The organism is Kitasatospora sp. NPDC089509 (genome assembly GCF_044749365.1).
Classification (GTDB): domain Bacteria; phylum Actinomycetota; class Actinomycetes; order Streptomycetales; family Streptomycetaceae; genus Kitasatospora.
In genome coordinates this window covers 332,885-346,685 of record NZ_JBIVHS010000006.1, presented here as the reverse complement: position 1 = coordinate 346,685, position 13,801 = coordinate 332,885, and the positions used below count along the sequence as shown (strand labels likewise).

The 13,801-nt window shown below is 73.4% G+C and carries 14 protein-coding genes; 7 read left to right on the top strand and 7 right to left on the bottom strand.

Annotated features, from left to right (window positions below; genetic code table 11):
• Nucleotides 1-11 precede the first annotated feature (11 nt).
• Nucleotides 12-1,280 (bottom strand): biotin synthase BioB, encoded by a 1,269-nt coding sequence (gene bioB, locus ACIP4P_RS16090; protein WP_400918514.1) that lies wholly within the window; start codon nucleotides 1,278-1,280, stop codon nucleotides 12-14.
• A gap of 273 nt (nucleotides 1,281-1,553) precedes the next feature.
• On the opposite strand from bioB, the gene ACIP4P_RS16085 reads away from it, so the two are divergent.
• Nucleotides 1,554-2,399: a hypothetical protein gene (locus ACIP4P_RS16085; protein ID WP_400918511.1), complete on the top strand. Its 846-nt coding sequence runs from the start codon at nucleotides 1,554-1,556 to the stop codon at nucleotides 2,397-2,399.
• A gap of 267 nt (nucleotides 2,400-2,666) precedes the next feature.
• On the opposite strand, the gene ACIP4P_RS16080 is transcribed toward ACIP4P_RS16085, so the two are convergent.
• The 3 genes from ACIP4P_RS16080 to ACIP4P_RS16070 form a co-directional block, all read right to left on the bottom strand.
• A complete protein-coding gene (locus tag ACIP4P_RS16080; protein WP_400918897.1) occupies nucleotides 2,667-5,159 on the bottom strand; it encodes a DEAD/DEAH box helicase in 2,493 nt (830 codons plus the stop codon).
• Between the two features lie 77 nt (nucleotides 5,160-5,236).
• Nucleotides 5,237-5,974 carry a hypothetical protein gene (locus ACIP4P_RS16075; RefSeq protein ID WP_400918509.1) on the bottom strand — a complete coding sequence of 246 codons (738 nt, stop codon included), beginning with the start codon at nucleotides 5,972-5,974 and terminating at the stop codon, nucleotides 5,237-5,239.
• Nucleotides 5,967-6,740, bottom strand: coding sequence for a hypothetical protein (locus ACIP4P_RS16070; RefSeq protein ID WP_400918506.1), 774 nt, complete (start codon nucleotides 6,738-6,740; stop codon nucleotides 5,967-5,969). Before ACIP4P_RS16070 ends, ACIP4P_RS16075 begins: the two co-directional genes overlap by 8 nt.
• 384 nt (nucleotides 6,741-7,124) lie before the next feature.
• Here ACIP4P_RS16070 and ACIP4P_RS16065 point away from each other — a divergent pair, with 384 nt between their 5' ends.
• The 4 genes from ACIP4P_RS16065 to ACIP4P_RS16050 all read left to right on the top strand — a co-directional run bounded on the left by ACIP4P_RS16065 (nucleotide 7,125) and on the right by ACIP4P_RS16050 (nucleotide 10,040).
• A complete protein-coding gene (locus ACIP4P_RS16065) occupies nucleotides 7,125-8,369 on the top strand; it encodes an 8-amino-7-oxononanoate synthase (RefSeq protein ID WP_400918503.1) in 1,245 nt (414 codons plus the stop codon).
• 122 nt (nucleotides 8,370-8,491) lie between these two features.
• Nucleotides 8,492-9,034: an RICIN domain-containing protein gene (locus tag ACIP4P_RS16060; protein WP_400918500.1), complete on the top strand. Its 543-nt coding sequence runs from the start codon at nucleotides 8,492-8,494 to the stop codon at nucleotides 9,032-9,034.
• A gap of 18 nt (nucleotides 9,035-9,052) precedes the next feature.
• On the top strand, nucleotides 9,053-9,565 hold the full coding sequence (locus ACIP4P_RS16055; protein ID WP_400918497.1) for a hypothetical protein: 513 nt from the start codon (nucleotides 9,053-9,055) through the stop codon (nucleotides 9,563-9,565).
• A complete protein-coding gene (locus ACIP4P_RS16050; RefSeq protein WP_400918494.1) occupies nucleotides 9,543-10,040 on the top strand; it encodes a hypothetical protein in 498 nt (165 codons plus the stop codon). The genes ACIP4P_RS16055 and ACIP4P_RS16050 overlap by 23 nt, the downstream gene beginning before the upstream one ends.
• Here the strand turns inward: ACIP4P_RS16050 and ACIP4P_RS16045 are convergent.
• The gene (locus ACIP4P_RS16045; RefSeq protein WP_400918491.1) at nucleotides 10,024-10,356 is read right to left on the bottom strand and encodes an ArsR/SmtB family transcription factor; all 333 of its coding nucleotides are present in this window, start codon (nucleotides 10,354-10,356) and stop codon (nucleotides 10,024-10,026) included. The genes ACIP4P_RS16050 and ACIP4P_RS16045 overlap by 17 nt on opposite strands.
• A gap of 98 nt (nucleotides 10,357-10,454) precedes the next feature.
• On the opposite strand from ACIP4P_RS16045, the gene ACIP4P_RS16040 reads away from it, so the two are divergent.
• Nucleotides 10,455-10,787, top strand: coding sequence for a putative quinol monooxygenase (locus ACIP4P_RS16040; protein WP_400918488.1), 333 nt, complete (start codon nucleotides 10,455-10,457; stop codon nucleotides 10,785-10,787).
• 44 nt (nucleotides 10,788-10,831) lie between these two features.
• Here the strand turns inward: ACIP4P_RS16040 and ACIP4P_RS16035 are convergent, their stop codons facing one another.
• A complete protein-coding gene (locus tag ACIP4P_RS16035; protein WP_400918894.1) occupies nucleotides 10,832-11,482 on the bottom strand; it encodes a GNAT family N-acetyltransferase in 651 nt (216 codons plus the stop codon).
• Nucleotides 11,483-11,600: 118 nt separating this feature from the next.
• Nucleotides 11,601-12,614: a non-homologous end-joining DNA ligase gene (ligD, locus tag ACIP4P_RS16030; protein ID WP_400918485.1), complete on the bottom strand. Its 1,014-nt coding sequence runs from the start codon at nucleotides 12,612-12,614 to the stop codon at nucleotides 11,601-11,603.
• Between the two features lie 66 nt (nucleotides 12,615-12,680).
• Here ligD and ACIP4P_RS16025 point away from each other — a divergent pair, with 66 nt between their 5' ends.
• Nucleotides 12,681-13,742, top strand: coding sequence for an ATP-dependent DNA ligase (locus ACIP4P_RS16025; RefSeq protein WP_400918482.1), 1,062 nt, complete (start codon nucleotides 12,681-12,683; stop codon nucleotides 13,740-13,742).
• Nucleotides 13,743-13,801: the final 59 nt, after the last annotated feature.

Genomic DNA, 13,801 nt, shown 5'->3' with positions numbered 1-13,801 from the left:
CTCTCCGAGGGTCAGGCGTTGGGCGCGAGTTCGGTGCCGGCGCCGCGGCGGCGGACCTTGACGAGGTCGCTGCGCAGCTCGTCGTCCTGCGACACGGCGGCCTCGGTGCCCTCCGCGGTGGTCGCTTCCGCCGGGGTGTGCGCGTGCCCGCCGCACGGCCCGCAGCCGCCGCCGCTGCCGCACGCCGAGGCCGCCGTGCCGGAGGAAGACGCGGCCGTGCCGCAGGACGACGCGGTCGTGCCGCAGGACGAGGCGGCGACGGCCTCAGCGACGTCGGCGCGGTGGCGCGGCAGGGTGGCCTCGCCGGCGCCCTCGACCTCGAAGCCGGCGTCCTTGATCATGTCGAGGTCGGTCTGCCCGGCCTGGCCCTCACTGGTCAGGTAGTCGCCGAGGAAGATCGAGTTGGCGATGTGCAGGCCCAGCGGCTGCATCGAGCGCAGGTGCACCTCGCGGCCGCCGGCGATCCGCACCTCGGTGTCGGGGTTGACGAAGCGGACCATCGCCAGGATCCGCAGGCAGCGCTGCGGGGTGAGGTTCCACTCCTTGGCCAGCGGGGTGCCCTCGAAGGGGATCAGGAAGTTGACCGGGACGGAGTCCGAGCCGAGCTCGCGCAGCGCGAACACCACGTCGACCAGGTCCTCGTCGCTCTCGCCCATGCCGGCGATCAGGCCGGAGCAGGCGGACAGCCCGGCGCCGTGCGCCTTCTGGACGGTGTCCACCCGGTCCGCGTAGGTGTGGGTCTTGGTGATGGACCCGTAGGTGTTCTCGGAGGTGTTCAGGTTGTGGTTGTAGGCGTCGGCGCCCGCCGCCTTCAGCCGCTCGGCCTGGTTGTCGGAGAGCAGGCCGAGGCAGACGCAGATCTCGACCTCGGGGTCGGCGTCCTTGATGGCCGCCATGGTGTCGGTGACCCGGTCGATGTCACGGTCCGTCGGGCCGCGGCCGCTGGCGACCAGGCAGACCCGCTTGGCCCCGCCGGCCACCCCGGCGCGGGCGGCGTCGGCGGCCTGCTCCGGCTTGAGCCAGGTGTACTTGAGGATCTCGGCCTTGGACCCCAGCCGCTGGGAGCAGTAGGAGCAGTCCTCGGGGCAGAGCCCGCTCTTCAGGTTCACCAGGTAGTTGAGCTTGACCCGGCGGCCGAACCAGCGGCGGCGCACCTTGCCGGCCGCGGCGACCACGTCGAGCAGCTCGTCGTCGGTGGTGGCGAGGACGGCCAGGGCCTCCTCGCGGGTCGGGACTTCGCCGCGCAGGCCCTTGGCGGTGAGGGTATCGAGCAGATCCATGGGGCCGATCCTGCCTGCTCGCGCGCGAATGGCGCCAGAGCAAACCCACCAGAAGATCCCGGCGAGGATGTGCCGATTGCCACAGTGTCGAAGCTCACGGCGTCGGTGCAGGTCACGCGCTTGACGGTGGCCGCGGCGGACGGTTACCGACGGGTAGCCGGGCGGGGGTCGGCGGAGTGCCCGCGGGGGTGCCGCGGCGGCCGCCGGGGCGAAGATCCACAAGCCCCCGACCCCGTGATCCCGGCCACTCGACGGGTGCTTAGAATCTGCGCCATGACCACGCAGGGGGAGCACACCCCGACTCCGGGAGAGGGCCAGGACGGCCGGGCAGGACAGCGAATAGGCGGGGGCCTCGGCCAGGCGACGGCGGCGGGACCGGCGGACCCCCGGCGCGGCCGACTGCCGGCCGGCCGCCGGGCGGTCGGCTGGGTCGTCATGGTGGGCGTGGTCGTGGCCGGCGGATGGATCATCACCCGCCCGACGCCCGGCGACTACATACCCGGCCTCGGCCCGTCCAGGCAGGACGCCACCCGCACGCCCCCCGTGGTCGGCGCCCCGCCGCCCACCACCGACCCCGAGGGCCTCAACGCCGACAACCTGTTCCCCGCCCAGCGCCCGGTCGAGGTCGCCGGCTACAAGGCCCGGCGCGGCGGCATCCGGCAGGGTGAGAAGTGCGACGAGGTGCTCCTGGACCGTACCCAGGAGCTGCTCAAGGACAGCGGCTGCCGGGCCTATCTGACGGTCAGCTTCACCGGTGTCGACCACCCGGTGCTCAGCAGCGTCACCGTGCTGCGCTTCGCCGACCAGTCCGCCGCCGCCCGGGCCGCCGACACCCTGCGCGGCAAGCCCGGCGTGGTCGCCTTCATGCTCGCCGACACCAACATCGCGCCCGCACAGTCCGGCGGTGAGGCCAAGCCGGGCAGCGAGCAGCGGATCGAGGCGGTCGGGCACTACGTGACCGTCACCGGCTCCCGCCCCGGCGACAGCCGCCCGAGCGGCACCGCCTCGACCCCGGCGTCGGCCGGCCCGACGCCGAGCGCCTCGGCCGGCGACTTCAACCTGGCCGAGGCCACCCGCGCACTGTCGTACGCGGCGGGGCAGCCGTTCGTGTGGATGTGACAACAGGGACCTGACGAACGGGCCGTGACGAACGGGCCGTGACGAACGGGCCGTGACGAACGGGCCGTGGCGAACGGCGGGGGGGGCCGGGGGGGGGGGGCCCCGGCCCCCCCCCCCGCCCGCCCCCCCCGGCGGCCCCCCCGGCCGGGCCCCCCCCCCGGCCCCCCCCCCCCCCCCCCCCCCCGCCCCCCGCCCGCCACCACCCCCCGCCCCCGCCCCCCCGCCGGGGGGGCGCCCCCGCCCCCCCCGCCCGCCCCCGACGCCGGGTCAGCCGCCGAGGCGGTCCACCGCGGTCACCCGCACCACCGCCCGGCCCTCCTCGTCCGAGCCGTACAGGTCGACCTCGGCGCTGATGCCCCAGTCGTGGTCGCCCTCCGGGTCGTCGAAGATCTGCCGGACCTTCCAGGCGGAGTCCTCCTCCTCGATGATCAGCATCTTGGGCCCGCGCGCGTTCGGGCCGGTGCCGAGGTCGTCGTACTCGTCCCAGTAGCCGTCCATCGCGTCCGCCCAGCGGTCCGCGTCCCAGCCGTACTCGCCGTCCAGCTGGCCGAGTTCGTTCCAGTGCTCCAGCGCGCACAGCTCGACCCGGCGGAACATCTCGTTGCGCACCAGCACCCGGAAGGCCCGGGCGTTGGCGGTGACCGGCGCCGGCTTGTCGTCCAGGGTGACCTCGGCGGTGGCCGCCTCGGTCGGGTTGGCCAGCTGCTCCCACTCGTCCAGCAGGCTGGAGTCGACCTGGCGGACCAGCTCGCCGAGCCAGGCGATGACGTCCTTGAGGTCGTCGGTCTTCACGTCCTCGGGGACGGTCTGCTCCAGCGCCTTGTACGCCCCGGCCAGGTAGCGCAGCACGATGCCCTCGGTGCGGGCCAGCTCGTAGAAGCCGACGTAGTCCGAGAAGGTCATCGCCCGCTCGTACAGGTCGCGCACCACGGACTTGGGCTGGAGCTGGTGGTCGCCGATCCACGGGTGCGCCCGGCGGTACACCTCGTAGGCGTGGGTGAGCAGTTCCTCCAGCGGCTTCGGGTAGGTGATCTCCTGGAGCCGCTCCATCCGCTCCTCGTACTCGATGCCGTCCCGCTTCATCTCGCCGACGGCCTCGCCGCGCGCCTTGTTCTGCTGGGCGGCGAGGATCTGGCGCGGGTCGTCGAGGGTCGCCTCGACGACCGAGACGACGTCCATCGCGTACGAGGGCGAGGTCGGGTCGAGCAGCTCGAAGGAGGCCAGCGCGAAGGTGGACAGCGGCTGGTTGAGCGCGAAGTTCTCCTGGAGGTCCAGGGTCAGCCGGACGATCCGGCCCTCGGCGTCCGGCTCCGGCAGCCGCTCCACCACGCCGCCCTCCAGCAGCGAGCGGTAGATGGCGATCGTGGTGCGGATGTGGCGGCGCTGGGCGGCCTTGTCCTCGTGGTTGTCGGTCAGCAGCTTGCGCATCGCCTCGAAGGCGTTGCCCGGGCGGCCGATCACCGACAGCAGCATCGCGTGGCTCACCTTGAACCGGGAGACCAGCGGCTCCGGGTCGGCGGCGATCAGCTTGTCGAAGGTCTCCTCGGTCCAGCCGACGAAGCCCTCCGGCGCCTTCTTCCGCACCACCTTGCGCTTCTTCTTCGGGTCGTCCCCGGCCTTGGCGATCGCCTTGTCGTTCTCGATCACGTGCTCCGGCGCCTGGGCGACCACCTGGCCGACGGTGTCGAAGCCGGCCCGGCCGGCCCGCCCGGCGATCTGGTGGAACTCGCGGGCGCGCAGGATCCGCACGCGCTGTCCGTCGTACTTGGACAGCGCGGTGAACAGCACCGTGCGGATCGGCACATTGACGCCCACGCCGAGCGTGTCCGTACCGCAGATCACCTTCAACAGGCCCGCCTGGGCGAGGCGTTCGACCAGTCGGCGGTACTTCGGCAGCATGCCCGCGTGGTGCACGCCGATGCCGTGGCGCACGTAACGGGACAGGTTGCGGCCGAACTTGGTGGTGAAGCGGAAGTTGCCGATCAGGGCGGCGATGGCGTCCTTCTCCGCCTTCGAGCACATGTTGATGCTCATCAGCGACTGCGCCCGCTCCACCGCCTCCTTCTGGGTGAAGTGCACGACGTAGACCGGCGCCTGACCGGTCTGCAGCAGCTCCTCCAGGGTGTCGTGCATGGTGGTGCGGCGGTACTCGTAGAACAGCGGCACCGGGCGGGTCGCGTTGCGCACCACGGTGGTCGGCCGGCCGGTGCGGCGGGTCAGGTCCTCCTCGAAGCGGCGCACGTCGCCGAGGGTCGCCGACATCAGCAGGAACTGCGCCTGCGGCAGTTCCAGCAGCGGGACCTGCCAGGCCCAGCCGCGGTCCGGCTCGGCGTAGAAGTGGAACTCGTCCATGACGACCTGGCCGATGTCGGCCCGGGTGCCGTCCCGCAGCGCGATCTGCGCCAGCACCTCGGCGGTGCAGCAGATGATCGGCGCGGTGGGGTTCACGCTGGCGTCGCCGGTCATCATGCCGACCTGCTCGGTGCCGAACATCTTCACCAGGTCGAAGAACTTCTCCGACACCAGCGCCTTGATCGGCGCGGTGTAGAAGGTCCGCTGCCCCTCCGCCAGCGCCGCGAAGTGCGCGCCCGCCGCCACCAGGGACTTGCCCGACCCGGTCGGCGTCGCCAGGATCACGTTGTTCCCGGAGACGAGCTCGATCAGCGCCTCCTCCTGAGCCGGGTACAGCGTGATCCCCCGCTCCTCCGCCCAGGCTGCGAACGTCTCGTACAGCGCATCGGGCGTGGCGGGCTTCGGCATCAGGTCAAGGAGCGTCACCCGGCTATCTTGCCTGCTCGCCGCCACCCCGGGCAAAGCCCGGCGGCGGGGCGGGCCGGTCAGAACGGTGCGACGGGTGACTGCCCGGCCAACCGGGGATCGTTGGCGCAGCCCTGGGCGCCGACGAGTTCCCGCGCGGTGCGCAGCGCGGCGTCGACCCTGATCTGGTGGATCCGGACGGCGGGCGTGTCGGCGGAGCCCCGGTCGCCGGTGATCGTGATCTTGAGGTACGGGGGCGGGGCGGTGCCGCTCCGGTCGTGGGCGGCGGGGGTGCCGGGGGCGGTCGGGGTCGCCGGTGCGGCGGGCGCGGTCGGAGTCGCCGGGACGGCGGCGGCGGCGGGGGAGTCGCAGCGGACCAGCAGCTGCACCGTGCCGTCGTGGAAGAGCCAGCCCTGGGCGCCGGAGCCGAACGCCAGCGTGGCGGGGCGGATCGGCTCCCAGCCGGTGGACTCCGCGTCGGTCTTCGCCTTCAGGAACCGCTCGTCCGCGTGCGCGACCTCGATCTTGGCGACCCAGTGGCTCCGGGCGTCGTCGCCCTGCCAGTCCACCGCGCAGACCGGATCGGCCAGGGCGTTCCGGCTGCCGAGCTGGTCCTTCCCCTGCCAGACCACGGCCTGGTGGCCCGGGCCGGACAGCGCCGCGAGGTCCTCGTGGCTGAAGGCGTTCCAGCAGGCGTCCGGCGGCACGTCGGTGGCGTGCGCGGACCGCCACCACCAGGTCCCGCCGCCGAGGCCGGCGGCCAGCACGGCCGCGCCGAGGGCGGCCGGCAGCACGCGCCGGCGCGGGTGCTCAGCCATGGGACGCCGCCTGCTGCTGCCCGAGGTCGGGGATCGCCGGTGCGGTGGCGGGAAGTTGCACCCGGTTGCTGCACCGGTACTCGGCGGAGGCGGCCCGGGCGACCTTCAGCGCGATGTCGCCGTACGCCTGGCGCTCCTGCTCCGACGGTGCGGTGGTGCCCCCGGTGGTACCCCTGTCGCTGCCGACGTCGACCCGGAAGTACGGCGGCGCCGTCTTCCGCTTGGGGTCGTTCCCGGCGGGGACCTGGAAGTCGCACCGCACGTACAGCCGGACCCGGTGGCTGCTGTCCGCCGTGGCCAGCCAGGCCGCGCCGGGGCCGCCGTCCAGCGGGGTGACCCGGCGGTCGTGCGCGGCGTCCTGGGCGCGGTCGGCCTCGATGCCGTCCCAGGCGGGGTCGACCTTGACGGCCAGCGGCCGGCCGTGGCGGCCGTCGTCCCCGTGCCAGGAGAGGTGGCACGCATTGCTGCGGATCTCGTTCTCCTCCGGCGAGGTCGGCGTCTGGATCCGGGGGTGCGGCGTCACTTCGGACAGCGTTCCGTGCGCTCCGGCGAGCGGCCGCAGGTCCCGTTCGGAGAGCGCCGACCAGCAGGCGCTGCGCGGGATCTCCAGCGACTGCTCCGGCCGCAGGGCCCACAGCACGCTGCCCCCGATCAGGGCCACCCCGAGGAGCCCCACGGACCACGGCAGCCAGCGCCGCCCGGGCGGTTTCGGGGGGTTGTCGAGCGGGTTCGGGAACGGGTTCGGGGTGTGCGCGACGTCGACCATGGTTCAGCGTTCCGTCCGTGTCGGGGTTGCCGGGGCGTGCGGCGGGCATATTCGGCTCGTCGTCCCGACCGGATCGACTGAATCGGTTGAATCGGCTGAATCGGTCGAATCGGCTAAGCGCCCGGGGTGCATTCGACGATCGAATTCGAAATTCGTCATGTGTCCGTCCTTCGGAAGGGGACCGGCACGGAGCGTATCGAAATCATCGACGCTCCGTCGGCGAATCCGGTGGGAATGTCGGGAATGAAGATCCGGAACGAAAGATTCGATATTCGCGGTATTCCGCCACGGTTAAGCGGTGTGGACGGCGACAAGAACACGCCGACCGGGTTGTGCCGATTCGCACATTGCCGCCGTCTCGCGGGGCGTGCCAGAGTGCCGGGCATGACCCTCCCCCTGACCTCTGCCTCCTCCGCCCCGTCAGCCCCGACCGCCCCGACCACCCCGTCCGCCCCGGCGCAGGTCTTCGACTGGCTCGACGAGGCCGCCGCACTGCGGGCGGACGCCGGGCTGACCCGCACGCTGCGCAGCCGGACGGCGGAGGACCAGGTGCTGGACCTGGCCGGGAACGACTACCTCGGGCTGACCAGGCACCCCGCGGTGACCCGGGCGGCCGGTGAGGCGGCGCTGCGCTGGGGCGGCGGGTCGACGGGGTCGCGGCTGGTCACCGGGACGACCGCGCTGCACACCGAACTGGAACGGGAACTGGCCGAATTCTGCGGCGCGGAGGCCGCCCTGGTGTTCTCCTCCGGCTACACGGCGAACCTGGCCGCGCTCACCGCGCTGACCGACCCGGACACCCTGATCGTCTCCGACGCCTACAACCACGCCTCACTGATCGACGGCTGCCGGCTCGCCCGCGCCGACGTCCACCGGGCGCCGCACAGCGACCCGGCCGCGGTCGCCGAGGTGCTGGCCGCGCGGGAGCAGCGGCGCGCCCTGGTGGTGACCGACTCGGTGTTCTCGGTGGACGGCGACGCGGCACCGCTGCGCGCACTCTCCGAGGCCGCCCGCACCGGCGGGGCCGCCCTGCTGGTGGACGACGCCCACGGACTGGGCGTGCTCGGCCCCGGCGGCCGCGGCGCCCTCGCCGCCGCCGGACTGGCCGGACAGCCGGACACCGTCGCCACCGTCACCCTGTCCAAGTCGCTCGGCTCCCAGGGCGGCGCGGTGCTCGGCCCGCACCGGGTGATCCGCCACCTCACCGAGACCGCCCGCACCTTCATCTTCGACACCGGCCTCGCCCCGGCCGCCGCGGGGGCCGCCCTCGCCGCCCTGCGCCTGCTGCGCGCCGAACCGCAGCGCGCCGACCGCGCCCGCGAGGTCGCCCGCGGCCTGGCCGCCCGGCTGACCGCCGCCGGCCTGCACGCCTGCACGCCGGACGCGGCCGTGGTCTCGGTCCGCGCCCCGGGCCCGGAAGCCGCCCTCGCCTGGGCCGCCGACTGCCGCCGGGCCGGCCTCGCGGTGGGCTGCTTCCGCCCGCCGTCCGTCCCGGACGGCATCTCCCGCCTGCGCCTGACCGCCCGCGCGGACCTCACGGACACCCAGATCACCCAGGCCGTCCGCACCATCGCCGACCTGGCCCCGGCGGGTGCAATTCCGGTGGATCGTGTCGGTAGCAGGCAGTAGGGTTCGGGATCGTTCGGGGGGAGCCGGGCGGCGGGCGGGGTCGTAGGCCCCGGGGTGCCGTGCCGTCGTACGCGGGTGCCCGTCGGACAGCGACCGCCCGAATCCTCGATGGGACTCCGCACATGAACCACGCCGTTCGCCGCTCACTCCTGCCCGCCGCCCTCGGTGCCGCCGTACTGGTGGCCGTCAGCGCCCCGGCGGCCACCGCCGACTCCTTCCCGCCCGGTTTCCCCAACGGTGTTCCCCCGCAGGTGGCGATGTTGCGGAACGTGAACAGCGGCAAGTGCCTGGAGGTCGCGGACTGGCGCACCGACCCCGGAGCGCCGGTGCGCCAGTGGGATTGCCACGGCGGGGCGAACCAGGTGTGGAACTTCGTCTCCGGGATACCGGGCGCGTTCGTCAACGTGAACAGCGGCCTGTGCCTGGAGATCGCCGACTGGCGGACCGACGGCGGAGCGCCCGCCCGGCAGTGGACGTGCACCCGAGGCATGAACCAGAGCTGGGCCTTCGGCCGCAACAGCCCGAACGAGGGGTGGCTGATCACCAACAACAACAGCGTGAAGGTGTTGGAGATCGCCGGCTGGGACACGGCGAACGGCGTGAACGCGACCCAGTGGGCCTCCAACGGCGGGAACAACCAGCGGTGGGAGACCATCGCACGCTGAGCCGGAGAGGATGAGGGAATGGCCGATCTGCTCTGGGACGACCAGGTGGCCTGGCTGCTCGACCCGGCCGGCGGGGACTGCCTGCCGGACGTGTACATCGCGGACACCACGGCGGCCGACTGGCAGGCCCTGTTCGACCTGGTGGTGGAGCGGGGCTGGGCCTTCGAGTACGCCGTGGGGGACACGGTGCTGCCGCTGCCCCGGGCCGAGGCGGTGTTGTCCCGGCCCGTCGGCGCCGAGTGCCCCTACCTGCGGGTGTGGCCGGATCCGGGGGTGTGCGCGATCTTCCGGTTCCTCGGCGAGGAGGAGATCGACTTCGACCTGGCCCTGCGCGAGCTGCAGGGCCAGGAGCGGCTGGACGTGCTGTGCGGGTTCCTGGCGGCGATCGGGCGGCGGCTGGGCAAGCCCGTTCCGATGTACTTCGAGGGCGACACCCGGGCGCCGTTCCTCGGGTACGACCTCGAAGCCGACCGGGTCCGGGTGTTGTGGACCCCTCCGGAGGAGCGGGATGGCCGACCTGCGTTGGGTTGACCACGCCGGGTGGCTGCTCGATCCGGCTCTGGACGGGTGGTTGCCGGGCGACGGCGTCGCGGACACCACGGTGGCGGACTGGCAGGCGTTGCTCGACCTGGTGGTCGAGCGGGGGTGGGAGCGGACGTTCGTCGTGGGCTGCTTCGAGATGGCGCTGCCGCCCGCCGAGGAGGTGCTGTCCTGGCCGGACGGGCCGGCGCGTCCGGTGCTGAGCGTGAACCCGGGGCCGGGGGTCGGTGCGGTCTTCCGGTTCCGCCGTGCGGGACGGATCGATCTGGATGTCAACGTCGAGCAACTCGGCGGCCAGGAAGGGCTGGACGTGTTGTGCGGCTTCCTGGCCGCTGTCGGGCGGCGACTAAACCGGGCGGTGCCGACGCCCGTCGAGGGCGGCGGCCCGTTCCTCGGGTACGACCTCGAAGCCGACCGGGTCCGGGTGTTGTGGACCCCTCCGGAGGGCGTCACGCCTCCTCGGTGACCTCGGCCGTCTCCGCCGTGAGCAGGGCCAGCAGGCCGGGGAAGCGCTGTTCGATGTCGGCCCGGCGGAGGGTGGCCATCCGGCTGTTGCCCCGGTCGACCTGGCGGACCAGCCCGGCCTCGCGGAGGGTCCGGAAGTGGTGGGTCACCGTCGCCTTGCTGACCGGTAGGGCGAAGGAACTGCAGGTGCGGGCCTCGCCGTCGGGTCCGGTGGCGAGCTCCCGGACGACGCGCCGTCGCAGCGGGTCGGCCAGTGCGGACAGCACCCGGCCGAGTTCGATCTCCTCCGGCGCGGGGTGCCCCTCGTCGTCGGGCATCGCGTCCACCTCCCAGGTACGGCTTGCATCGTACCTCGTGGCGGCCCTAACGTACCCAAGGTACGACGCACGTCTTACCTTGAGATCGAGGAACACCCATGGACCAGCTGGACCAGCCCTTCACCCTCGTCGGCACCGCCCGCCCCAAGCCCGAACGCGCCGAGGAGCTCCGCCGACTCCTGCTCTCCTTCGTCGAGCCGACCCGCCGGGAGCCCGGCTGCCTCGAATACCACTTCCACGAGGACCGCGACGAGCCGGGCGTCTTCGTCTTCTACGAGGCCTGGCGGAGCCGGGCTGACCTCGACGCCCACCTGGCCCTCCCGCACCTCCTGGACTTCTGGGAGCACCGGATGGACTATCTGGAGCGGGACCTGGAGATCCGCTACCTCACCATGCACAGCCCGTACGAGGAGCGTGCCCCGCGTCGCTGACCTCCTCGGGTACGACCGCGCGACCACCCGGCCGACCGGGTGCGTTACGGCCGGCCCGGGACGAGCAGCGCCTCCGCGCCCACCGGGCGGTAGCCGGCGGCCTGGAAGGCGCGGACGCTGGGGGCGTTGCCAGGGGCCTGCTGGGCCCAGAGGACCTCGCCGGTGGGCACCAGGTGGCGGGCGGCGGTGGCCAGGGCGCGGCCGAGGCCGCGGCCCCGGGCGGTGGGGTCGACCTCGACGGCGGCCTCCCAGCGGCCCGCGACGCCGCGGCCGAGGATGAGCACGCCGCCCTCGGCCCGGTACACCCGGACGTCCTCCCGGTAGCGCAGGGCCCGTACCACGCGCGGGTGTTCGCGGTCCTCGACGAGGGTGAGCGGCAGCGGCGGCCCGCCCGGGAGGCGGTCGGCGACGGTGAGCAGGTCGATGTTGTTGACGGTCCGGCCGGTCCGGGCGGCGAAGGCGCTGAGGAAGGGCGGGCAGAGCGGCGCGGCCAGCGGGTCGCCGGGGTCGTCGGCGAGGGTGGCGTGCACCCAGGCCGGGTCCTGGTCGGTGAACACCACGGCGTGCGCGGCGAAGCCGATCACCCCGGCCTCGCGCGGCGACGGCTGCGGCACCACCGTCACCGTGCCGTCCGAGGGCGGGAACACCCCGCCCGCCGCGTCCGCCAGGATCTCCGCCAGCCCCCGTACGCCCATCACGCGCCGCGCCCCTTCTGTTGATCGATGATCACCAGACTAGTCGCGGAGCCGGACCAACGGACAACACCGGAAGGGCAGTTGAACGGAGTCGGAGCCCGGGCCGCCCGGGCCGCCCTCAGGCGGGCTTCTTCCGGGCCCGGCTCGGCTGGACCCGGGGCGGTTCGCCGGCGGCCTTCGGATGGTCGGGCGGGTACGGGAGTTCGCCGAGCCCCTCGTCGTGCAGCTGCCTGTCGTACAGCTCCAGCAGGCCGTCCAGCCGGAACGCGTGGCCCTCCATCTCCACGTTGAGGTCGCCGAGTTCGGCGAAACGGGCGGGGACGGTCCGCAGGTCGAAGTCCTCGGGCGAGGCGTCGTCCAGCTCCTCCCAGTGCAGCGGGGCGGAGGCGGTGGCGCGGGGGCGGGCGCGCAGGGAGTAGGCGGAGGCGATGGTGCGGTCGCGGGCCATCTGGTTGTAGTCGACGAAGATCCGCTCGCCGCGCTCCTCCTTCCACCAGGCGGTGGTGACCTCGCCGGGCATCCGCTGCTCCAGCACCCGGCCGAGTGCGATCACGGCGTGCCGGCCGTCGGTGAAGGTCCACTCGGGCACCAGCGGGACGTACACGTGCAGGCCGCGCCCGCCGGAGGACTTGGGCCAGCCGCGCAGCCCGTACTCGGCCAGCAGGGCGCGCAGTTCGTGGGCGGCGCGGACGGCGTCGTGGAAGTCGGTGCCGGGCTGCGGGTCCAGGTCGATGCGCAGTTCGTCGATGTGGTCGGTGTCGGTGCGCCGCACCGGCCACGGGTGGAAGGTGAGGCAGCCCAGGTTGGCGGCCCACAGCACGGCGGCGGGCTCGGTGGGGCAGATCTCGTCGGCGGAGCGGCCGCTGGGGAATTCGATCCGGGCGGTGGGCAGCCAGTCCGGCAGGTTCTTGGGCGCCCGCTTCTGGTAGAAGAACTCGCCGTCCACGCCGTCCGGGAAGCGCTGCAGGGTGGTCGGCCGGTCCCGCAGCCCGCGCAGCACCCCGTCGGCGACGGCCAGGTAGTACTGGGCGACGTCCAGCTTGGTGAAGCCGCGCTCGGGGTAGTACACCTTGTCCGGGTTGGACAGCCGGACGGTGCGCCCGGCGACTTCCAGTTCGACGGCTGAGCCCATGCCCCCCACGCTAAGGGCGCCGTGCCCGGCGCGCGCCCCGGGGTGAACGGGGCGAGGATCGGACCCATGGACCTGCCCGTGATGCCGCCGGTGGCGCCGATGCTCGCCAAGTCGGTGGCCAGGATCCCGCCGGGGATGCAGTACGAGGCCAAGTGGGACGGCTTCCGTGCGATCGTGTTCCGCGACGGCGACGAGGTGGAGCTCGGCAGCCGCACCGGCAAGCCGCTGACCAGGTACTTCCCCGAGCTGGTCGAGGCCTTCCGGCGGGAGCTGCCGCCGCGCTGCGTGCTGGACGGCGAGGTGGTGATCGCCCGGGACGGGCGGCTGCGCTTCGAGGAGCTGCTGGAGCGGATCCACCCGGCGGCCAGCCGGGTCAGGCTGCTCGCCGAGCGGACCCCGGCCTCCTTCGTCGCCTTCGACCTGCTCGCGCTCGGTGACGAGGCGCTGGTCGACCGGCCGCTGTCGGAGCGCCGCCCGGCCCTGGAGACGGCCCTCGCGCACGCCGCCGACCCGGTGTTCACCGCCCCCGCCTCGACCGACCGCGAGCTGGCGCAGAGTTGGTTCGCCGAGTACGAGGGCGCCGGGCTGGACGGGGTGGTGGCCAAGCCGCTGGACCAGCCGTACCGGCCGGGGGAGCGGACCATGTACAAGATCAAGCACGAGCGCACCGCCGACTGCGTGGTGGCCGGCTACCGCGAGCACAAGAGCGGCCCGGTGGTCGGCTCGCTGCTGCTGGGCATCCACGACGAGCAGCAGCGGCTCCAGCACGTCGGCGTCTGCGCGGCCTTCCCGATGGCCCGGCGCCGCGAACTGGTCGAGGAGCTGGCCCCGCTCAGGATCGACGACCTCTCCCGACACCCTTGGGGTGCATGGGCGGAGGAGTCCGCGCAGGCCGAGGGGCGGCTGCCGGGGGCGGTCAGCCGCTGGACCGGCGGCAAGGACCTGTCCTGGATCGCGCTGCGCCCCGAGCGGGTGGTCGAGGTGGCGTACGACCACATGGAGGGCACGCGTTTCCGGCACACCGCGCAGTTCCGCCGCTGGCGGCCGGACCGCACGCCGGAGAGCTGCACCTACGCGCAGCTGGAGGAGCCGGTCTCGTACGACCTCGGCAAGGTGCTGGGGCTCTGACGGACAAGCTCCGAGGGCCCGACCGGGACGACCGGTCGGGCCCTCGGAGTGTCCGGGGT